The organism is Desulfovibrio sp. SGI.102, assembly GCF_050314315.1.
In the GTDB taxonomy this organism is placed as follows: Bacteria; Desulfobacterota; Desulfovibrionia; order Desulfovibrionales; family Desulfovibrionaceae; genus Desulfovibrio.
Genome location: NZ_JBNPNC010000051.1, coordinates 1 through 17,619, shown reverse-complemented (window position 1 = coordinate 17,619; position 17,619 = coordinate 1). Strand labels below are relative to the sequence as shown.

General features: G+C 65.0%; 13 protein-coding genes and 1 tRNA gene. 9 read left to right on the top strand and 5 right to left on the bottom strand.

Annotated elements, in window-relative coordinates:
- Positions 1 to 1,169, bottom strand: a 1,169-nt coding sequence (hisC, locus tag ACQRCJ_RS10230) for a histidinol-phosphate transaminase (RefSeq protein ID WP_427799744.1), incomplete at its 3' end; no start/stop codon positions are given.
- 337 nt (positions 1,170 to 1,506) lie between these two features.
- Here hisC and ACQRCJ_RS10225 point away from each other — a divergent pair.
- Positions 1,507 to 3,942 carry an aldehyde ferredoxin oxidoreductase C-terminal domain-containing protein gene (locus ACQRCJ_RS10225; RefSeq protein ID WP_427799743.1) on the top strand — a complete coding sequence of 812 codons (2,436 nt, stop codon included), beginning with the start codon at positions 1,507 to 1,509 and terminating at the stop codon, positions 3,940 to 3,942.
- Between the two features lie 322 nt (positions 3,943 to 4,264).
- Here the strand turns inward: ACQRCJ_RS10225 and uvrC are convergent, their stop codons facing one another.
- Positions 4,265 to 6,130, bottom strand: coding sequence for an excinuclease ABC subunit UvrC (gene uvrC / locus ACQRCJ_RS10220; RefSeq protein WP_204625093.1), 1,866 nt, complete (start codon positions 6,128 to 6,130; stop codon positions 4,265 to 4,267).
- 97 nt (positions 6,131 to 6,227) lie between these two features.
- Complete coding sequence (locus ACQRCJ_RS10215) at positions 6,228 to 7,349, bottom strand: radical SAM protein (protein ID WP_302260032.1); 1,122 nt, start codon at positions 7,347 to 7,349, stop codon at positions 6,228 to 6,230.
- Positions 7,350 to 7,849: 500 nt separating this feature from the next.
- On the opposite strand from ACQRCJ_RS10215, the gene ACQRCJ_RS10210 reads away from it, so the two are divergent.
- Together ACQRCJ_RS10210 and ACQRCJ_RS10205 are read left to right on the top strand one after the other, a co-directional pair.
- Positions 7,850 to 8,587, top strand: coding sequence for a sulfite exporter TauE/SafE family protein (locus tag ACQRCJ_RS10210; RefSeq protein ID WP_168936221.1), 738 nt, complete (start codon positions 7,850 to 7,852; stop codon positions 8,585 to 8,587).
- A 144-nt stretch (positions 8,588 to 8,731) separates the two neighbouring features.
- A tRNA-Glu gene (locus ACQRCJ_RS10205) sits at positions 8,732 to 8,808 on the top strand.
- 241 nt (positions 8,809 to 9,049) lie between these two features.
- Here ACQRCJ_RS10205 and ACQRCJ_RS10200 read toward each other — a convergent pair.
- Positions 9,050 to 10,597 carry an outer membrane homotrimeric porin gene (locus tag ACQRCJ_RS10200; RefSeq protein WP_427799742.1) on the bottom strand — a complete coding sequence of 516 codons (1,548 nt, stop codon included), beginning with the start codon at positions 10,595 to 10,597 and terminating at the stop codon, positions 9,050 to 9,052.
- Between the two features lie 109 nt (positions 10,598 to 10,706).
- On the opposite strand from ACQRCJ_RS10200, the gene nikA reads away from it, so the two are divergent.
- The 6 genes from nikA to ACQRCJ_RS10170 all read left to right on the top strand — a co-directional run bounded on the left by nikA (position 10,707) and on the right by ACQRCJ_RS10170 (position 16,754).
- Positions 10,707 to 12,293: a nickel ABC transporter substrate-binding protein gene (gene nikA / locus ACQRCJ_RS10195; RefSeq protein WP_303996902.1), complete on the top strand. Its 1,587-nt coding sequence runs from the start codon at positions 10,707 to 10,709 to the stop codon at positions 12,291 to 12,293.
- A gap of 65 nt (positions 12,294 to 12,358) precedes the next feature.
- Positions 12,359 to 13,294 (top strand): nickel/cobalt ABC transporter permease, encoded by a 936-nt coding sequence (opp1B, locus tag ACQRCJ_RS10190; RefSeq protein ID WP_300646431.1) that lies wholly within the window; start codon positions 12,359 to 12,361, stop codon positions 13,292 to 13,294.
- Positions 13,291 to 14,136 (top strand): nickel/cobalt ABC transporter permease, encoded by an 846-nt coding sequence (opp1C, locus tag ACQRCJ_RS10185; RefSeq protein WP_297160294.1) that lies wholly within the window; start codon positions 13,291 to 13,293, stop codon positions 14,134 to 14,136. Before opp1B ends, opp1C begins: the two co-directional genes overlap by 4 nt.
- A complete protein-coding gene (locus ACQRCJ_RS10180; RefSeq protein ID WP_303876045.1) occupies positions 14,133 to 14,945 on the top strand; it encodes an ABC transporter ATP-binding protein in 813 nt (270 codons plus the stop codon). The genes opp1C and ACQRCJ_RS10180 overlap by 4 nt, the downstream gene beginning before the upstream one ends.
- Positions 14,945 to 15,769 carry an ABC transporter ATP-binding protein gene (locus ACQRCJ_RS10175; protein ID WP_168936225.1) on the top strand — a complete coding sequence of 275 codons (825 nt, stop codon included), beginning with the start codon at positions 14,945 to 14,947 and terminating at the stop codon, positions 15,767 to 15,769. The genes ACQRCJ_RS10180 and ACQRCJ_RS10175 overlap by 1 nt, the downstream gene beginning before the upstream one ends.
- Before the next feature lie 205 nt (positions 15,770 to 15,974).
- Positions 15,975 to 16,754, top strand: a complete 780-nt coding sequence (locus ACQRCJ_RS10170) for a class I SAM-dependent methyltransferase (protein WP_303933570.1) — start codon at positions 15,975 to 15,977, stop codon at positions 16,752 to 16,754.
- A 164-nt stretch (positions 16,755 to 16,918) separates the two neighbouring features.
- On the opposite strand, the gene ACQRCJ_RS10165 is transcribed toward ACQRCJ_RS10170, so the two are convergent.
- On the bottom strand, positions 16,919 to 17,428 hold the full coding sequence (locus tag ACQRCJ_RS10165; RefSeq protein ID WP_303933567.1) for a MucR family transcriptional regulator: 510 nt from the start codon (positions 17,426 to 17,428) through the stop codon (positions 16,919 to 16,921).
- Positions 17,429 to 17,619: the final 191 nt, after the last annotated feature.

Sequence of the window (17,619 nt, the reverse complement as noted above, 5' to 3'; positions counted from 1 at the left end):
TTGCTTTGGCCTGTATCCTTTGGAGAAAACTGGTACAGCAAGATATATGCCGGACATTCTCTTAATGCCTCCAAAAAAGCTTCATTATCTTCTTTTGTCCCTATACTTATCCTGAGTTTGTCAGGCATACCGTAGCTTGAAAGCGGACGGATGATGATACCGCACTGCAAAAGATGCTCAAAACATGAGGAAGCATCGTATCCTTCAGGCAGACGTATCATGAGAAAGTTTGCTTCACTTGGCCAGGCATCACATTCCAAAAGTTGCAATCCCTCTGTCAGCCGGCACCGTCCGGAGCGTATGCACTCCAGGGTGGCCCTGCGAAATTCGCTGTCCCGGAGCACGGCCAGCCCGGCTTTTTCCGCAAGAGAGTTGACCGAGAACGGCAGCCGGGCCCTCCAGTAGAACCCGGCCAGTTCGGCAGGCAGCACTCCGTATCCCAGACGCAGCCCGGCCAGTCCGTAACTTTTGGAGAAAGTCCTGAGGATGGCCACATTGGCGGGCAAATCTCCCGAAGCCAGCAGGGAAAAGCGGGAGGTATCCCCGCAGGAAGCGCCCGCAAAGTCCATGTAGGCCTCGTCCACCACCAGCAGGCAGCGGGGAAAATGTCTTTCCAGCTGTTCTGCCAGACGGCGCATGGCCGCCAGGGGCGGGCAGTAGCCGGAGGGATTGTCCGGCGTCGTCACGAAGACGAGACGGGTCCCGGTATCCACCAGGGAAAACAGGGCATCGAGGTCGAAACTGTAGTCAGGGGAAAGGGGGCAGCGACGCGTCTCCACCCCGCAGATCCTGGCCTGTATGGGATACAGGCTGAAGCAGGGCTCGAAGCAGACCACGGAATGTCTGCCCGGTACGGCCAGCATGCGGATCAGCATGTCGATGATCTCGTCAGAGCCGTTGCCGACGACGATGCGCTCCGGGGAGACATGGTGCGCACGGGCCAGGGCTTCCCGCAGCGCGGGATTGCCGCCCTGCGGATAGCGGAAGGCCTCTTCCAGACTGGTGGCGAGCACCTTTCGTACCAGCGGCGATACCCCCAGCGGGTTTTCGTTGCTGGCCATCTTGATGACACGGGAAAGCCCGTAGCGCTCCCTGACCTCGGCAATGGACATGCCGGGAACATAGGCGCTCAGGCTGGCTATCTCCGGGCGTACGGCACAGGTGTACATGGCGTCTCCTCATGGCATGGAAGTTTCCCTGCCGCCGTATCGCAGTGGGCGCAGGGGCGCCGCCCGTATGGCGGCCGGATACCGCGAGGGGAAATGCAAATCCTGTGCAAGGCCGCGGCCGGGGGCTGCGGTGCGGCCTGTATGCATCCTGCCGGCTGTTGCAGCGCCTTTGCCGGCTTCCGGCAACAGCCGCTTTTCGTCCGAAGCATGGGCAGGACAGAGCGCCCGGCAGCAGGTAAAAGCATCACGAGTGTGGCACGCAGCTTGCATTCAGAATCTGCCAATACAAAGAGACTGTTCCCGGATGGAACCCAGATATGGCAGATGGAGCAATGCAATGAAGATACTGCGACTCGATATGCGCACAGGAAACAGCAGCTATGAGGATGCAGACGAAACGTATCCCATGCTCGGCGGCAGGGGCCTGATAGCGGCCCTTTTGCTGAAGGAGATCGATCCCGCATGCGACCCGCTGGGGGACGACAACAAACTGGTGATCTGCAACGGCCTGATGGCGGGGACCCTGGCGGCCACGTCCGGGCGCCTTTCCCTTGGCGGCAAAAGTCCGCTCACAGGCACCATCAAGGAGGCGAACGCCGGGGGGACCGCCGGTCTTGCCATGGCCAAGCTGGGGCTGCGTGCCCTTGTGGTCTCCGGCAGTGCCGACGGCATGCGTGTCCTGGTCGTCGGCCAGGATCATGTCCGCCTGGATGATGCCGACGGGCTGGCCATGCAGGGGACATACAGGACCTGCGAGCTGTTGCGCAGCCGCTACGGGGAGGGCATCTCCATCGTCTGTATCGGTCCTGCCGGAGAGCGGCGGTACCTCAACTCCTCGGTGCAGGTCACGGACAGGGAGGGGCATCCTTCACGGGCGGCGGCCCGGGGCGGTCTGGGGGCCGTCATGGGCCGCCGGGGGCTCAAGGCCGTCGTTTTCCTGGAGGGGAACCAGCGTCCCGTCATGAAAGACGCCGCCCGCTTCCGCGCAGCCAGCAAGGCCTATATGAAAGCTTTGCGCGAGCACCCCATGACGGGGTCCGTCCTGCCCCGTTTCGGCACGGCATCCCTGGTGACGGTCATCAACGAGATGGGGGCCATGCCCACGCGCAATTACCGGACCGGCAGGTTCGAAGGCGCGGACGGCCTTTCCGGGGAGCGCATGCAGGCCCTGCAGCAGGCCCGCGGCGGCCAGATGACCCATGCCTGCCAGGTTGGGTGCCCCATCGCCTGCTCCAATGTTTATCATGGCCCTGATGGTGAGTACCTGACTTCGGGGATGGAATACGAGACCATCGCGCTCAACGGCTCCAACCTTGATGTGGCGGACCTGGATACGGTCGCGGCGGTGGACCGGCTGTGCGACGATACCGGGCTCGATACCATGGAGACCGGGGCCACCATCGCCATGGCCATGGAAGCCGGGCTCCTTCCCTACGGTGACTCGGCCGGCATCCTCGACATGATCCGCCAGATGCGGGACGGGACGGTGCTGGGCCGGGAGCTGGCCGAGGGGACGGAACGCTTTGGCAAGCGATACGGGGTGCGGCGCATCCCTGTCGTCAAGCGTCAGGCGCTGGCGGGCTATGATCCGCGGGCGCTGAAGGGCACGGGCGTCACGTGCGCCACATCGCCCATGGGCGGTGACCATTCCGCGGGCAATACCATCGGCATGCCGGGGCTGGATCCCCTGGGGACTGCCGGACAAGTGGAGGCTTCGCGGGCCGCCCAGACGCTGATGGCCGTCTTCGACAGCCTCGGGATGTGCATCTTTTCGGCCATGCCCTCGGAGGATGCGGCGGTCTTCGGCCTTGTGGGCGAGATGCTGGCCGGGGTCTACGGCGGCAGCTGGACGCCGGACGACGTGCTGGCGCTGGGACGGCAGACGCTGGAGAACGAAAAGCGCTTCAATGCCGGCGCGCATATTGACGCCTACGAGGACGATGTCCCGGCCTTCATGCGGGAAGAAGCCCTGCCGCCACATGACAGCGTGTTCGACATCCCGCGGGAACAGCTGGCATCGACGCTCGATTTCAGGCGGGACAGCGGGGGTAGTCGTATGCAGGCAAGATTCGGCAGTCGTACGGCAGACCTCGTCTGCATGGGGGGCATCGCGTTCTGCGCCCTGGTCCTTTTGTGCTCCGAGAGCGTCATGGAGGCCTACACCTCCATGACGGCGGGGCATCCTTTCTTCATGGGCTTTTGCAAGTTCGCCTTGCTGGCGACCCTGGGCGAATGCCTGGCACTGCGGTTGACCAAAGGGGTCTATGTGACGGCCGGCTTCGGCCTCATCCCCCGCGCCGTGGTGTGGGGCTGTCTGGGGGTCGCCATCTCGGCAGCCTTCATGATCTTTTCTGCGGGAGCGCCGGCCATCCTGCACCTGCTCGGCATGGAAGCGGCGGAACAGGCCCTTTCCGGCCCGCTGGGCACGACGAAGATCCTGACGGCGTTTTCCGTCAGCCTGACGATGAACACCATGTTCGCTCCCATCATGATGATCGCGCACAAGGTGGCTGACCTGCACATCGCCCAGTATCAGGGGCGTCTGGCCTGCCTCTGGAATGCCCCGCAGACCGGCAGGCTCCTGCAGTCCGTGGACTGGAACAGCTTCTGGAAAAACGTGCTGTGCCGCTCCCTGCTCTGGTTCTGGATCCCGGTCCATACCGTGACGTTCCTGTTGCCCCCGTCCTTCCGTGTCCTGTTCGCGGCTGTCCTGGGAGCGATCCTGGGGCTGCTGCTGGCCCTGTTGTCCTCAAAGCAGACGGAGGCCGCATAGCGCACGCCGGTTCCCCGAAGGACGGACCGGGGCGATCTCCCTCCTTGTGGCAGGAGAGAGCCCCGTTCGTCCGGTATCCCCATCCTTGCATGGGGACAGGGGAAAGGCCTGCCGGATGTACAAAAAAGCCCGCCGGAGTCTTCTCCGGCGGGCTTTTTATCGTTTTTTGCCGCCATGGCGCTCTCGCGCGGGGCGGCCTGTCCCCCTGTTCCCCGGGGGGAGCGGCGAAGGCGTGAAGAGCCCCTTTTCCTTTCCGCCATCCTGCAAGCCGCGGCAGAGCGGGAAGACGGGGGAAGGGCAGGGGAGACGTGCTCCCGTTTCCTCAGCCCTCCAGTCCTTTCAGCTTTTCGTGCAGCAGGGCGGCCCTGGAAGCCCCGATGCCGGGCAGGCGGCGCAGATCGTCCACGCTGGCGGCCCGCATGGCCTCCAGACTGCCGAAGGTCTCCCAGAGCAGGCGTGCCGTGGCCGGGCCGATGCCGGGCAGGCGCATGAGCTCGCCGGAAAGGGCGGCCTGACCGCGCGCCTTGCGGTGACGGCCGATGGCGAAACGGTGCGTGGCGTCACGCACGTTCTGCAAAAAGAGCAGCTCCGCGCAGCCTTCGCGCAGGGGCAGGGGATTGCTGCGGCCGGGCAGGAAGATGCGGTCGGCCACATTGCCCGCGCGCCGGTCGGCATGGCCAGCCTCGTCCCGGGCCTTGGCGATGGCCGCCAGCGGGAAGAAATCGGCCTTGCCCGCATCGGCCAGGGCGCGTTCCACCACGGCCAGCTGGCCGCGGCCCCCGTCGATGAGCATCAGGTCGGGCCAGGGCGGGCCGCTTTCCAGACGCCGGGCCACCCAGGCATAGAGCGTGCCGTAATCGTCGCCGCCGTCGGGCATGGCATAAGCCCGGTACTGGTCGGGGCTGGGGCGGCCGTCCTCATAGACCACCATGCCCACGCGGGTCTGGCGGCCGCCGGTATGGGACACGTCCACGCATTCGATACGCCGGGGCGCGCCCGGCAGGTGCAGGGCCCGCGCCAGCCGTTCCGGCAGGGGCGTTTCTTCCAGCTTTTCGCGCCGCCGGGCCTCTTCGCGGGCATTGGACTGGGCCACGTCCACCAGACGGTTGTCGGCCGGGTTCTGCGGCGCCACCAGCCGCACCGGGCCGCCGCGCCGTTCGGAAAGGGCCTGTTCCAGCAGGCTGCGCTCGTCGGGGGCCCCGTCCGTGCCGCCGTCTTCCCCGTCAGCCTCCTGCACGGCTGCGGGCAGCCAGGGCAGCAGGATGCGCGGCGGCGGGGTGAGTTGTTCGTAATACTGGCCCACGAAGGAAAAGAGCAGCTCCGGCGCATCGTCGAAGGTCAGGCCCGGCCAGTAGAAGGCCCGGCCGTCGGTCATGGCGCCGCCGCGTACGAAGACCAGCCCCAGGGCCAGGCCCCGCTCCGCCTGGAACAGTCCCAGCACGTCCATGTCGCCGCCGCCGGGCAGGACCGTGGCCTGCCGTTCCACGGTCTTTTCCACGGCGCGGATCTGGTCGCGCAGCACGGCGGCCTGTTCGAATTCCAGGGCTTCCGCAGCGGCTTCCATGCGGCTGTGCAATTCCTTGAGCAGGGGATCGGCCTTGCCCTGCAAAAGGTCACAGACGCGGCGCACGCCTTCGAAATAGTCCTCGGCCGTGACCAGCCCCATGCAGGGGGCCGGGCACTGGCCCATATGATGGTAAAGGCAGGGGCGCACGCGGTTCTTCATGGCCCGGTCGGAGCAACGGCGCAGAGGGAAGGCCCGGTGCAGCAGCTTCCAGGTCTCGCGGGCGGCCAGCGAGGACGTGAAGGGCCCGAAATAGCGGGCCCCGTCGCGCCGGGCCTTGCGCACCACCTCCAGCCGGGGGAAGGGGTGCTTGATGTTCACGCGGAAGAGCACGTACTGCTTGTCGTCGCGCAGCACGATATTGTAATGCGGCCGGTATTTCTTGATGAGGCTGGCTTCCAGCAGCAGGGCTTCCTTTTCCGTGGTGGTGGTCAGGAATTCGATGCTCTGCGCGTGGGCCAGCATGGCTTTTGTCTTGGCGGGCAGGCCTTCGGGGCGGAAATAGGAGAGCACGCGGCGGCGCAGGATGCGCGCCTTGCCCACATAGATGACCTGGCCTTTGCCGTCCCGGTACAGGTAGACACCGGGCGAGAGGGGGATGGAAGAAGGATCGGGTTTCTGCATGGCCCCATGCTACAGGCGGGCGCGGAGCAGGGCAAGCCGCGGGCCGGGGCTGGGGGAGCGGAAAGCCCCCTTCCCGCTCCCGCCACAGGATACCGGCCTACGGGCAGCTGATGACGCCCTCGGACCAGAGGCAGCCGCCACAGGTGGGGGCATCGTTGCCGTAACAGTCGGTAAGGCCCTGTTCCCAGTTCTCGCACAGGCTGCACCGGTAGCAGGGCGAGAACTCGAAATTGCGCACCCGGCGGCGAAAGTCGGCATAGTCCGGGGCGTTCCAGATCTCGTCCAGTCCCTGTTCCGCCAGATCGCCGAAAAAGTGGCTGCGGGTCTCGCGCTGCTTCTGGCGCCAGTAAAGGGTGGCATTGCGCAGCAGGGACATGCAGGGGCTGACATGGCCGTCGAACTTGACGAAGGCCATGCCCTCGTCGATGAAGCGGCAGTGCCGGGCCGCCCGGCTGACGCGCTGGCCGGAAAGGTAGACGCTGCACATGGAGGTGGAGAGCAGGCTGCGCAGGCCCTCTTGGGCCGCCGGGTCCTGCCAGTCCATGAGCGGCAGGTGGATGCGCGGCGAACTTTCCATGGGCGCGGGATCGCCCAGGCCCCAGTCCACCACGTTGTTGTAGAGCACTTCCGAGGCCGTATGCTCGTCCGTGGGGATGACGTTGGAGATGTTGACCTCGTTCACCTTGTAGTAGGTGGAGAAATAGGGCAGCAGGGCCAGCTCGTGGGCATTGCTCTTCATGACCACGAAGGCCACGCCCAGACGCACGGTCCTGTCCAGACGGGCGCGCTGGCGGTTGAACTCCACGATATGTTCCTTGACCAGCGCCAGCTGGCTGTTGCGGCGGATCTGCGCATAGCGGCCGTCGTCCAGGGCGTCGATGGACAGCCAGAGCATGTCCAGACCGGCATCCAGCAGCTCGGCCGTGCGCCGGGCATCCAGCAGGGTCCCGTTGCTCAGCAGCTCCACGCGCTTGCCCAGCGAGGAGGCCGTGCGCACCATCTCCACGATGTCCGGGTGGGCCAGGGGCTCGCCCATGCCGCCGAAAAAGACGGTCTCCACGCTGTCGGGCATGGTCGTCATGGCCTTGCGGAAGGTCTCCGGCCGCATGTCGCCGATGATCTCGTTCTTCCAGCTGTTGCGGAAACACATCTTGCAGCGCAGGTTGCAGCGCGCTGTGGGTTCTATGTAGAGCTTTTTCAGACAGTCATCGGACGGCATGGACTTCTCCTGCTGTGCGCGGGCCGGGAAGGCGGGCGCCGGTTGGGCGACGGTCCTTCCGACATAGCACAGTCCGGGCAAAAGGTCTATGCGGCACGCTCCGGGACGCGGATGTTGTTCCTTTTGGCACATGCGGCGGGCAGGGAGAGGGCAAATGCCATGGAACGGGTCTCCGCAGCCGTGGCCACAGGCGAACTGCGGGAACTCGCCGGGCACCGCAGCACGTGCCCCGCTTTGGGGACAACGGCTGCCGCCTCCTTTCCGGCAGGGGACAGCCCGTCTCCTTCGCCCGCATCGGGAGGCCTGCGGGGCGGCGGCGTGGCGTCCCGTCGGCTATTGGGGCTTTGCCATGGAGCAGGGCGGGGAGGGCGGAATGGACATCATCCCTCCGGGATGGCAGGAGAAAGCCATTCTTGTCTTGCCGCCGGAGGCAAAGCCCTGTAAGAGCCATGACGGCGGCGGGGGCACGGCCCCATGCCGGGGCGAGAAAGGAGGATGCCATGCCCGATGCACTTGATATCTTTGTTTTTGTCTGCTGGTTCGCCGGTGGTTTCGTCTCCGGTGTCAGCGGCATCGGCGGCACCATGTTCGCCTTTCCCTTCCTGGCGCTGGCCATCCCCATGCACGCGCTTATCCCTCTGAGCTGCCTGGTCTGCTTTTTCAAGGATGCCTGCATGATCGCCATGCATGTGCGCTTCTGCCGCTTCGATGCCATGCCCTGGCTGCTGCTGGGCGCGGTGCCCGGCTCCTTTGCGGGCGTCTATCTGCTGCAGATCTGTTCCGGCGCCGTCCTGCAGGGCATCGTGGGCATCCTGCTGCTGTTCTTCGTGTACTGGCAGCTCTATGTGCATGGGGGGCGCGGCGGCGGGGCCCGCTTGCAGCCGGTGGGCGTGGCCTGCGGCTTCGGCGCCGGTCTGCTGGGCACGGGCATCGCCCTGGACGGGCCGCCCATGGCCGCCTTTGGCCTGGCCGTGGGCTGGGAGCCGCGTGTCTTTCTGGGCACGGTGAGCGTCTTCTTCATGCTGCGCGGCATCATCACTCTGGTGCTGCAGTGGTGGCACGGCTTCTTCACGCCCGAGGTGCTGGGCATGGCCATGTACGGGACGCCCGGCGTGATGCTGGGCAGCCTGGCGGCCTTCCCTGTGGTCAAGCGCATCAACGTGCTTTTGTTCCGCCGTGTCCTGCTGGCCATCATCGCCATCTGCGGCGTGGTCTGCCTGGTACGCTCCATCTGGTAAGTGGCGGACAGCGGGGAAGGGCAGGCCGGGGGATCGGGCAGGCTGCGACGGATGTTTTCCGACCCTTTCAAAAAAATTTTGCAGATTCCAAAATTTTTGCTTGACCTCCGGCAGCATTTCCCATACATAGAACGAGTTCGATGCGTCCCCATCGTCTAGCCGGCCCAGGACAACGGCCTTTCACGCCGTCGACAGGGGTTCAAATCCCCTTGGGGACGCCAACAAGGAATCAAGGCACCTGCAGTGATGCAGGTGCCTTTTTCGTTTCAGGCCCTTGCGGGAGACCGCGAGGGCTTTCTTGTTCGGGACATGCTTTGCGCGAGCGTCCACGGGGAATTGGGCCGCCTCAGGCAAGGTCGTGTGGCCTGTGGCGGAGATCTGTTTTTTCGAACAGAACAGCCGCCGCATCCGGGAATCCCGGACGGACGGCGGCTGCGGGAAACAGGCCTTGAGGCCCGCAGGCTAGAATTTGTAGATGAAGCTCACGTTCATATTCCAGGCATCCTCGGTGCTGTTGGCGGCGTAGCGGCGTCCTCCGGCGTGGTAGCCGCCCCAGACATCCGGGCTGTTGTCCAGCCACAGGGCGATGTAATTGGCCTCCACCAGCAGCTTCAGGTTCTCGTGGAGGGTATAGGTGCTCATGATGCCCACTTCCATGGCCCGATCTCTGTCGGTCAGGTACAGCCCGTAGTAATTGGCGGTATTGAAGTCCGTCCCGTTGGGGCGGACGATGTCAGGGCCGCCGGCCCCCTTGATGTGGCGGGCCATGCCGGCGCTGTTGGTGCCCTGATAATAGTTGAGATGGATCGTGTGGCTCAGGTCTTCGAAAAAGCTGATATCGCACACACGCAGGCCCAGGCCCCAGGTGCCCACCAGTGTGGAGCCCAGCAGGGTGTCCCGGCCCAGGGTCCAGGTGCCCAAGGTGCCGAAGCCGGCCACGCTGTTGGTGCCCTCGTTGTTGGCCTCGATGGTGGGCATGCGCTCGGAACCGTTGGCGGGATCCCCGTCATCGCCGCTGCTGTACCAGCCGTAGATGCCGGGAGTGCCCCAGTCCAGCGCGTATTCGGCCAGGGCCGAGGCATACCAGCCGTGACGATCGAGAGCGGCATCCCCTGTGGCGACGCTGCCCCAGGCCGCGCTCCAGGCCAGACGCAACGGCCGGGCCGCCGTGATCTCGCCGGTGAGGCCCGCCCAGAAGGCCGTGGCGTGGGCCAGGCTGCTCTCGCGGCTATCGAAGCGATAGGCGGACGGGGACAGACCGATGCCGTAGCTCCCTTCGCTGTTGCGGCTGTAGAACCGTCCGTTGCCGTGGCGGAACGCGTTCTTGCCGATCGTTCCCAGCAGCGCCCAGGGGGTGAGGCGTATATCTTCATACGTCACCGGCAGCAAAAGGCCGAAGAAGTCCGCATTGTCCAGCCAGCCGCTTTGGCCGCCATCGGGGGCGGCCCAGTTGTCATTGAAGGCCCGCGCCCAGAAGGCCGTCAGGGACAGATGTTCCGTGAGCGGAGCGGCGACGCTGATCCCGGCCACGTCGGCATCGAAGACCTGTGAGGCATCGGTGACGAAATCGGGCAGGAAGATGCGCTGCAGGCCCATGCGTGCCTTGATCCCCGTGCCGGGGAGGTTCCAGTCCAGATAGCTGTGCTTGATCTTGACGATCTGGCCGTCAGCCCCCAGGGCCCCGCCGCTGCGGGCGCGGCCCCAGGTGGCCCCGCCTATCTCGAAATAGACGCTGCCGGAAAGAGCATCGGACACCGCGGCATCCAGTTGCAGGCGTACGCGGTTCTTGGCCTCGAAACGGTCCTCGCCCCAGCGGCCCCAGCCCTGTACGTTTTTCCCTTCCCTGTCCTTGCGGACGAAGCTGCCGCCATCCCCGTATTCGAGCATGGCGATCCAGACGCCTTTGACACGAAAGTCCACGGCGTGGGCTCCGGGCGCGGTCATGAGCCCCCCCAGCAGGGCCCCGGCCAGCAGGGCGGCGGCTGCGCCATACGGCTTGTTTTTCTTCATCTGTCCTCCTCTGAAATGTGTGGCATGTTTTTAGAAAGCGTGCTACGATTTTCTGGTAGCACGCTTTTTAAAAACATGCCACTATTGTGGGGAGGTTCCTGTGGAAAAAATGAGGATGGGCAAACTGCTGGTATGCTGGCTGCTGCTCTGCGGCCTGAGCCTGCTGGCCGGCTGCCGGGAAGAGGAGAAGGGACAGGCCGGTGCGCCGCGCGAGGAGCTGGTCTATGCCAGCACCAAGGACATCCGGGACATCAATCCGCACCTGTACGGCGGCGAGATGGCAGCCCAGGGCATGGTCTTCGAGCCCCTGGTCATCAACACGTCGGAAGGTGTCCGGCCCTGGCTGGCCGAAAGCTGGGAGATCTCGCCCGACGGCCGCGTCTATACCTTCCATCTGCGCCGTGGTGTGACCTTCAGCGACGGGGCGCCCTTCGATGCCGAGGCCGTCCGCCTGAACATGGATGCCATCATCGCCAATCGCCTGCGCCACGCCTGGCTGGACATGATCAACGAGATCGAACGCCACGAAGTCGTGGACAGCCACACCTGGCGTCTGGTACTCAAGCACCCCTATTATCCCACTCTCATCGAGCTGGGGCTGTTGCGGCCTTTCCGTTTCATCTCGCCGTCCTGCTTTATCGACGGCCAGACGCGCAACGGCGTGCGCGGCCTCGTGGGCACGGGCCCGTGGGTCCTGAAGGAACACAAGGAGAACCAGTACGCCCTGTTCACGGCCAATCCCTCTTACTGGGGAGAGAAGCCCCGTTTGCAGGCCGTGCGCTGGAAGGTGATGCCCGACCACCAGACCATCCTGCTGGCCCTGCACAAGGGGGACGTGGATCTGGTGTTCGGGGCCGATGGCGACATGCTCAATCTGGACAATTTCGACGCCATCCGTCGTGAGGGGCGCTATGCGGCGGCCATCAGCCAGCCCATCGCCTCGCGGGCCATACTGCTCAATGCCCACCAGCCGTTCACCCGGGAGCGGGACGTTCGCCTGGCCCTGCAGTATGCGGTGGACAGGGAAGGCATCGCCTCCACCATCCTCAACGGTTCCGAGACCGTGGCCCCCAGCCTGCTGGCCTCCACGGTGGCCTATTGCGACCTGCCGCTGGAGGCGCGCGGCCATGACCCGGAAAAGGCGGCGCGTCTGCTGGACGGGGCGGGCTGGCTCATGGCGGCCGACGGCTGGCGCTACAAGGACGGACGGAGGGCCAGCGTGCGCCTGTATTACAATTCGCAGAATGCGCAGGAGCGCAGCATCGGCGAGTATATGCAGGCGGACCTGAAAAAGATCGGGGTGGAGATGAAGATCGTGGGCGAGGAGAAGCAGGCCTTTCTGGATCGCCAGAAGAGCGGCGACTTTGAATTGCAGTATTCCCTGTCCTGGGGCACGCCTTACGACCCGCAGTCCTATATTTCCTCGTGGCGCATCCCGGCGCACGGGGACTATCAGGCCCAGCTGGGTCTGGAGCGCAAGGAATGGCTGGACGCGGCCATCACCCGTTTGATGACCGAGACGGACGAGGAGCGCCGCAAGGCCCTGTATGCGGAGATCCTCGGGTATGTACATGATGAGGGCGTCTACATCCCGCTGACCTATTCCCGCACCAAGGCCGTCCACGTGCGGGAGCTCAAGGGCGTTTCGTTCGGCGTGTCGCAGTACGAGATCCCCTTCGAGAAGATGTATTTTTGATGCACCGCGTCCCGGTGTCCGGCAGGCATGGCCTGGAGGCACCGGGACAAAGATGAAGGATGGACATGAAGCATTGCCTGTTGCGTCGCCTGCTGGGGCTCGTGCCGCTCTTGCTGGGGATATCGTTCCTGTCGTTCGTCCTCATCCAGCTCAGCCCCGGGGACCCGGCGGAAGTGGTCATCCGGGTCAATGACATGACCCCCACGCCGGAACTGCTGGCCGAGGTGCGCACGCAGCTCGGGCTGGACAGGCCCTTTCCGGAACGTTACCTACGCTGGCTCGCGGATGTACTTCGGGGCGACCTGGGCATGAGCTATGTGAACGGGCGGCCCGTGGCCGGGGAGCTGGCCCGGGCCCTGCCGCCCACCCTGATGCTGGCGGGGACGGCCGCGGCCATCATGCTGGTGTGCAGCCTGGCCGTGGCCCTGGTCTGTGTCCGCCATGAGGGCAGGGTGGTGGACCGCCTGCTGCGGGCCCTGCTTTTCCTGGGTACCTCCGTACCGGCCTTCTGGGCGGGGCTGCTGCTGATCTGGCTGTTCTCCGTCCATCTGGACTGGCTGCCTACCGGCGGCCTTGAGGGGCCGTCCTCGCTGGTGCTCCCGGCCGTGACGCTGGCCCTGCCCTATCTGGCCGCCTATGCCCGGCTGTTGCGCAACAGCATGGTGCAGACCGCGCAGGAAGACTTCGTCCTCTACGCCCGGGCCTGCGGCCGCAGCCGGGGGGCCATCCTGCGCATGGTGCTCCGTAATTCCCTGCAGGCCAGCCTCACGGCCCTGGGCATGAGCCTGCCCAAGCTGGTGGCAGGCAGCTTTGTGGTGGAGTGCATCTTTGCCTGGCCCGGTCTGGGGCGCCTGTGCGTCACGGCCATCTTCAACCGGGATCTTCCCGTCATCCAGGCCTATGTCCTGCTGATGGCCGTGCTGTTCGTGGCCGGCAACTTGTGCATGGACATTTGTGCGGGCCTGCTGGACCCGCGTCTGCGTGAACGGGGGCTGCGATGAGGTGCGTACGGGCATTGCTGCATGACAGGGCTGGCCTGGCCTGCCTGCTGTTCCTGGGCATCGTGCTGCTGGCGGCCCTGCTGGCCCCGTGGCTGACGCCCTGGGATCCGCTGGCCGTGGACGGCAGCCGCAAGCTGGCCCCCTGCGGGCCCGAACACTGGCTGGGCACGGACAGGCTGGGGCGCGACATCTTTTCCCGCCTGCTCTACGGGGCCCGGGCCACGCTGGGCGTCTCGCTGCTGGCCATGGGGGCCACGGTCTCGCTGGGGGCCCTGCTGGGCATGCTGGCGGGCCTTGTGCGCGGGCGGGTGGAGTCCTGCCTCATGCGGCTGTGCGACGTGATGCTCTCCTTTCCCGGCGAGGTCATGGTTCTGGCCATCGTGGGCATGCTGGGGCCGGGGCTGGAGAACGTGGTGCTGGCCTGCGTGGTGGCCAAGTGGCCCTGGTACGCGCGCATGATGCGGACCATCACCCTCCGTTATGCGGACAGGGACTTCGTGCGTTTTGCGCGTGTGGCGGGCTACGGCACGGGCCACATCATGAGGCGTCATCTGCTGCCCTGCGCCGCCGGGGAGATCAGCGTCCTGGCCACGCTGGATACCGGCGCGGTGATACTGATGGTCTCGGCCCTGTCCTTTCTGGGGCTCGGCGTGCAGCCGCCCACACCGGAATGGGGCATGATGCTGGGCGAGGCGCGCGAGGTGATGGTTCTGTACCCGTGGCAGATGCTGCCGCCCGGGCTGGCCATCCTGCTGGTGGTGGCGGCCTGCAACTATCTGGGCGACAGCCTGCGTGATGCCCTGGACCCCAGGCACGCCATGCACAAGGAGCCTGTGCTGTGAATCATGGACATCCCGTGCCGCTGCTGGAACTGCGGCATGTCTCCGTCACGGAGGGCCTGTCCGGCAGGCCGCTGGTGCAGGACGTGAGCTTTTCGCTGCAACGCGGGCACTGTCTGGGCATCGTGGGCGAGAGCGGCAGCGGCAAGAGCCTGCTCTGCCGGGCCCTGCTGGGCCTGCTGCCGTCCGGTCTGGTCAGGAGCGGGCAATTGCATTTCGACGGCCGCGATTTGGGCCGTCTCGATCCCGCAGGCTGGCGGGAGCTGCGCGGCACGGGTATGGCCGTCATCCTGCAGCAGGCCATGACGGCCTTCGATCCTCTCAGGCCTTTGGGAAAGCAGCTGGAAGGGGCCTTGCGGGACAGGGGGCGGATGTCCGCTGCCCGGGCCCGGGAGGCTGTTTGCGAGGCCCTGCAGCGGGTGGACCTGCCGGAGACCGTCCTGAGCAGCTACCCGCACCAGTTGTCCGGCGGCATGCTGCAACGCTGCATGATCGCCCTGACGCTGGCCCTGCGGCCCGCGCTGGTGGTGGCCGATGAGCCTACCACCGCTCTGGATGCCTGCCATCAGCAGCAGGTACTGCGCTGTCTGGCCGACGTGGCCCGTGATGCCTCACTAATTTTCGTCTCGCACGATCTTGGCGCCGTACAGCAGCTGGCAGACGAGGTGCTGGTCATGCAGGCGGGGCGCTGCGTCGAGTATGGGCAGGCAGCACAGCTTTTCGATGCGCCGGGCCATGCCTGCACCCGGCATCTGGTCCGTACCCGGCTGGCCCTGTGGCGGGGCTTCCGGCAGGCTCTGGGAGACAGGTGATGAGCGGCAGCGACATCTTTCTTGCCGTCCGGGATATCTGGAAGACCTATGCCGTCCCCCATGGAGGGGGCTCCCGGCCCGTGCTGCAGGGGCTGGACTTCTGTCTGGAGCGGGGCGAGATGGCGGGCCTGGTGGGCGAGAGCGGCAGCGGCAAGAGCACGCTGGCCCGTCTGCTGCTGGGGCTGGAGCGGCCCGACCGTGGTATCGTGCTGCTGGAAGGTCAGCCCTTGCGGCAATGGCGGGCCCGGGGCGGGAGGCTCTCCGTGGTCTTTCAGGACTATGTGACCTCGGTCGATCCGGGCTTTACACTGGCGGAGGCCGTGGACGAGGGCCTGGGGCCGGGCTGCCGCCTTTCCCGCCGGGAGCGGCGACGGGAAGTGGACAGGCTGCTGGAACGCGTGGGGCTTTCGCCTTCATTGTCCGGCCGTCTGCCGCATGAACTCAGCGGCGGCCAGGTGCAGCGGGCCTGCATCGCGCGGGCGCTGGCCGCGCGACCGTCCTTTCTGGTGCTGGACGAGGCCGTGAGCTCGCTGGATGTCCCGGTACAGGTGCAGATACTGGAATTGCTGCGGGACATTCGCAGCGACACGACCTGCCTTTTCATCACCCATGATCTCCAGGCCGCAACACTGGTCTGTGACAGTTTGCTGGTCCTGGATCAGGGCCGCTGTGCGGAGCATCTGCCGGTGTCGCAGCTGGGGAGCGCCCGCAGCCCGCGCTTGCGGCGGATGCTGGAAACAGTCGTCCCGTTCCGCTCCGCATGGGACGGGAGCTGTGACGAAGCTGCCGGGACAGGAAGAGCCCCCGGGGCAACGAAGGTCTGAACGACAGGAGCGCATGGCTCTCTGCCGTAAAGCATCCTGCGGGCATGGCGGCAGGGTGGCTGCAGATTTGCGGCACGGCACCGGCAGGGAACGACCGGCCGCATCCCGTCCATGAGACGGGCAAGATTTCGTGATCGTGCCGCAGGGAAAAAGACGGCCCAGAGGCAAGGGCTGCCGATACCCGCACGACACCGTAAAGGAGCACATGATGGAGCAGACTACCGGCATCCCCGGGGATGCTGTTAAGGCCCGGCCCGGGCTCGACGGGCGCATCCGGCGTTACTGGACCCGGCGTTCCGACGCTTTCGGGCAGGTACGCCGTGAGGAATTGCAGAGTGACAAGTCCTCCCTGTGGCGGGCGGAGATCCTGCCCTGGCTGCCGCGCAGGGAAGACGGGACCGCCCTGCGCATACTGGATCTGGGCACGGGCGCGGGATTTTTTGCCATCCTGCTGGCACAGGCGGGCTGCGAGGTCACGGGCGTCGATCTGAGCGAGGGGATGCTCGCCCAGGCCGCCGCACTGGCCGATGAGGCAGGCTGCACGGTGGACTGGCGCTGCATGAGTGCCACGGAGCTGGACTTTGGGGATTCGTCCTTTGACGGCGTCCTGGCCCGCAACCTGACCTGGACGCTGACGGATCCCGAGGCGGCCTATGCGGAGTGGTTGCGGGTGCTGCGGCCCGGCGGCGTGCTGCTCAATTTTGATGCCGATTACGGGGCGGTGGACTTTACCCGGCTTGCCGATGAAAAGGGGCAACATGCCCATGCCGACGTGGATAGTGCCCTCCTGCAGGAAGGGGAGGACATCCGCCGGGCCCTGCCCCTGAGCCGCCGGGAACGGCCGCAGTGGGACATGGAGGCCCTGGCACGGGCGGGCTTTGTCCGTTGCAGCTGTGATACCGGGCTCAGCGGGCGGATCTTCGTCCGGCAGGACGCCACCTACAATCCGGTGCCCATGTTTGCCCTGCGTGCGTATCGTCCCTGATGCTCTGCCCTGTGGCGGGATTCGGAGGGGCGTTGCCGCGACTGCCGGCATGTCGGAAGAAACAAAGAAGGGGGTGCCCGTGGGCATCCCCTTCTTTGTTTCTTTTCACTACGGGACGGATCATGCCCGCTCCTGGGAGCAGAGCAGGCCATGCCATGATGGCGTTAGGCGTTTTCGGCCCGGCGCTTTTCCTTGCGCGCCTGCTGGGCCCTCTGGACATTGCGGCGCATCTTGGCTTCGAAATTCCGGGACATCAGCTTCTGCTCGGAAGGATAGCCGCAGAGGTATTTGTACTCTTCCACATTGATGCCGTGATTGGCCAGATGGCGGGACGTCAGGGAGCAGGCCGCCTTGCCGCACAGGCAGCAGGTGATGGTGTTGTCCGTGATGGCTTCCGCGGGATTGAAGACCAGATCGGCCTTGGTGAAGATCTTTTTGGGGGCCGGGGCGGGCTTCTTTTCCTCTTCGACGGGAAGGGGTTCGTCCACGGGGGGCAGGGCGGCAGGCGCGGCCTCTTCGACCTTCACAGGCTGCTCGGCCTGGGCGTTGACCCGGCGCTCGATGGCCATATTAAGGATCTTTGCCTTTTCGTACTGCTCCATGATGAATTCGATGGGCTGGTCGCTGTATTTGTTGAAAATGGCATTAAAAATGTCTTTGTCTTCCAGAGCCATAAAAGTCCTCCTTTTATTTCATATGCCAGAGGCGACCGTATATGAGTAAGAGATATTTTTCAAGAAATAACTGGTTTGTGTTATTTTTTATTGAAACATATTCAAAATAATATTTTTTATATAGAACAAAATAAATCAATATCTGTTTTTAGAGGATGTCCGGCATGTTTTTTGATTTTAAAAGGTATGGT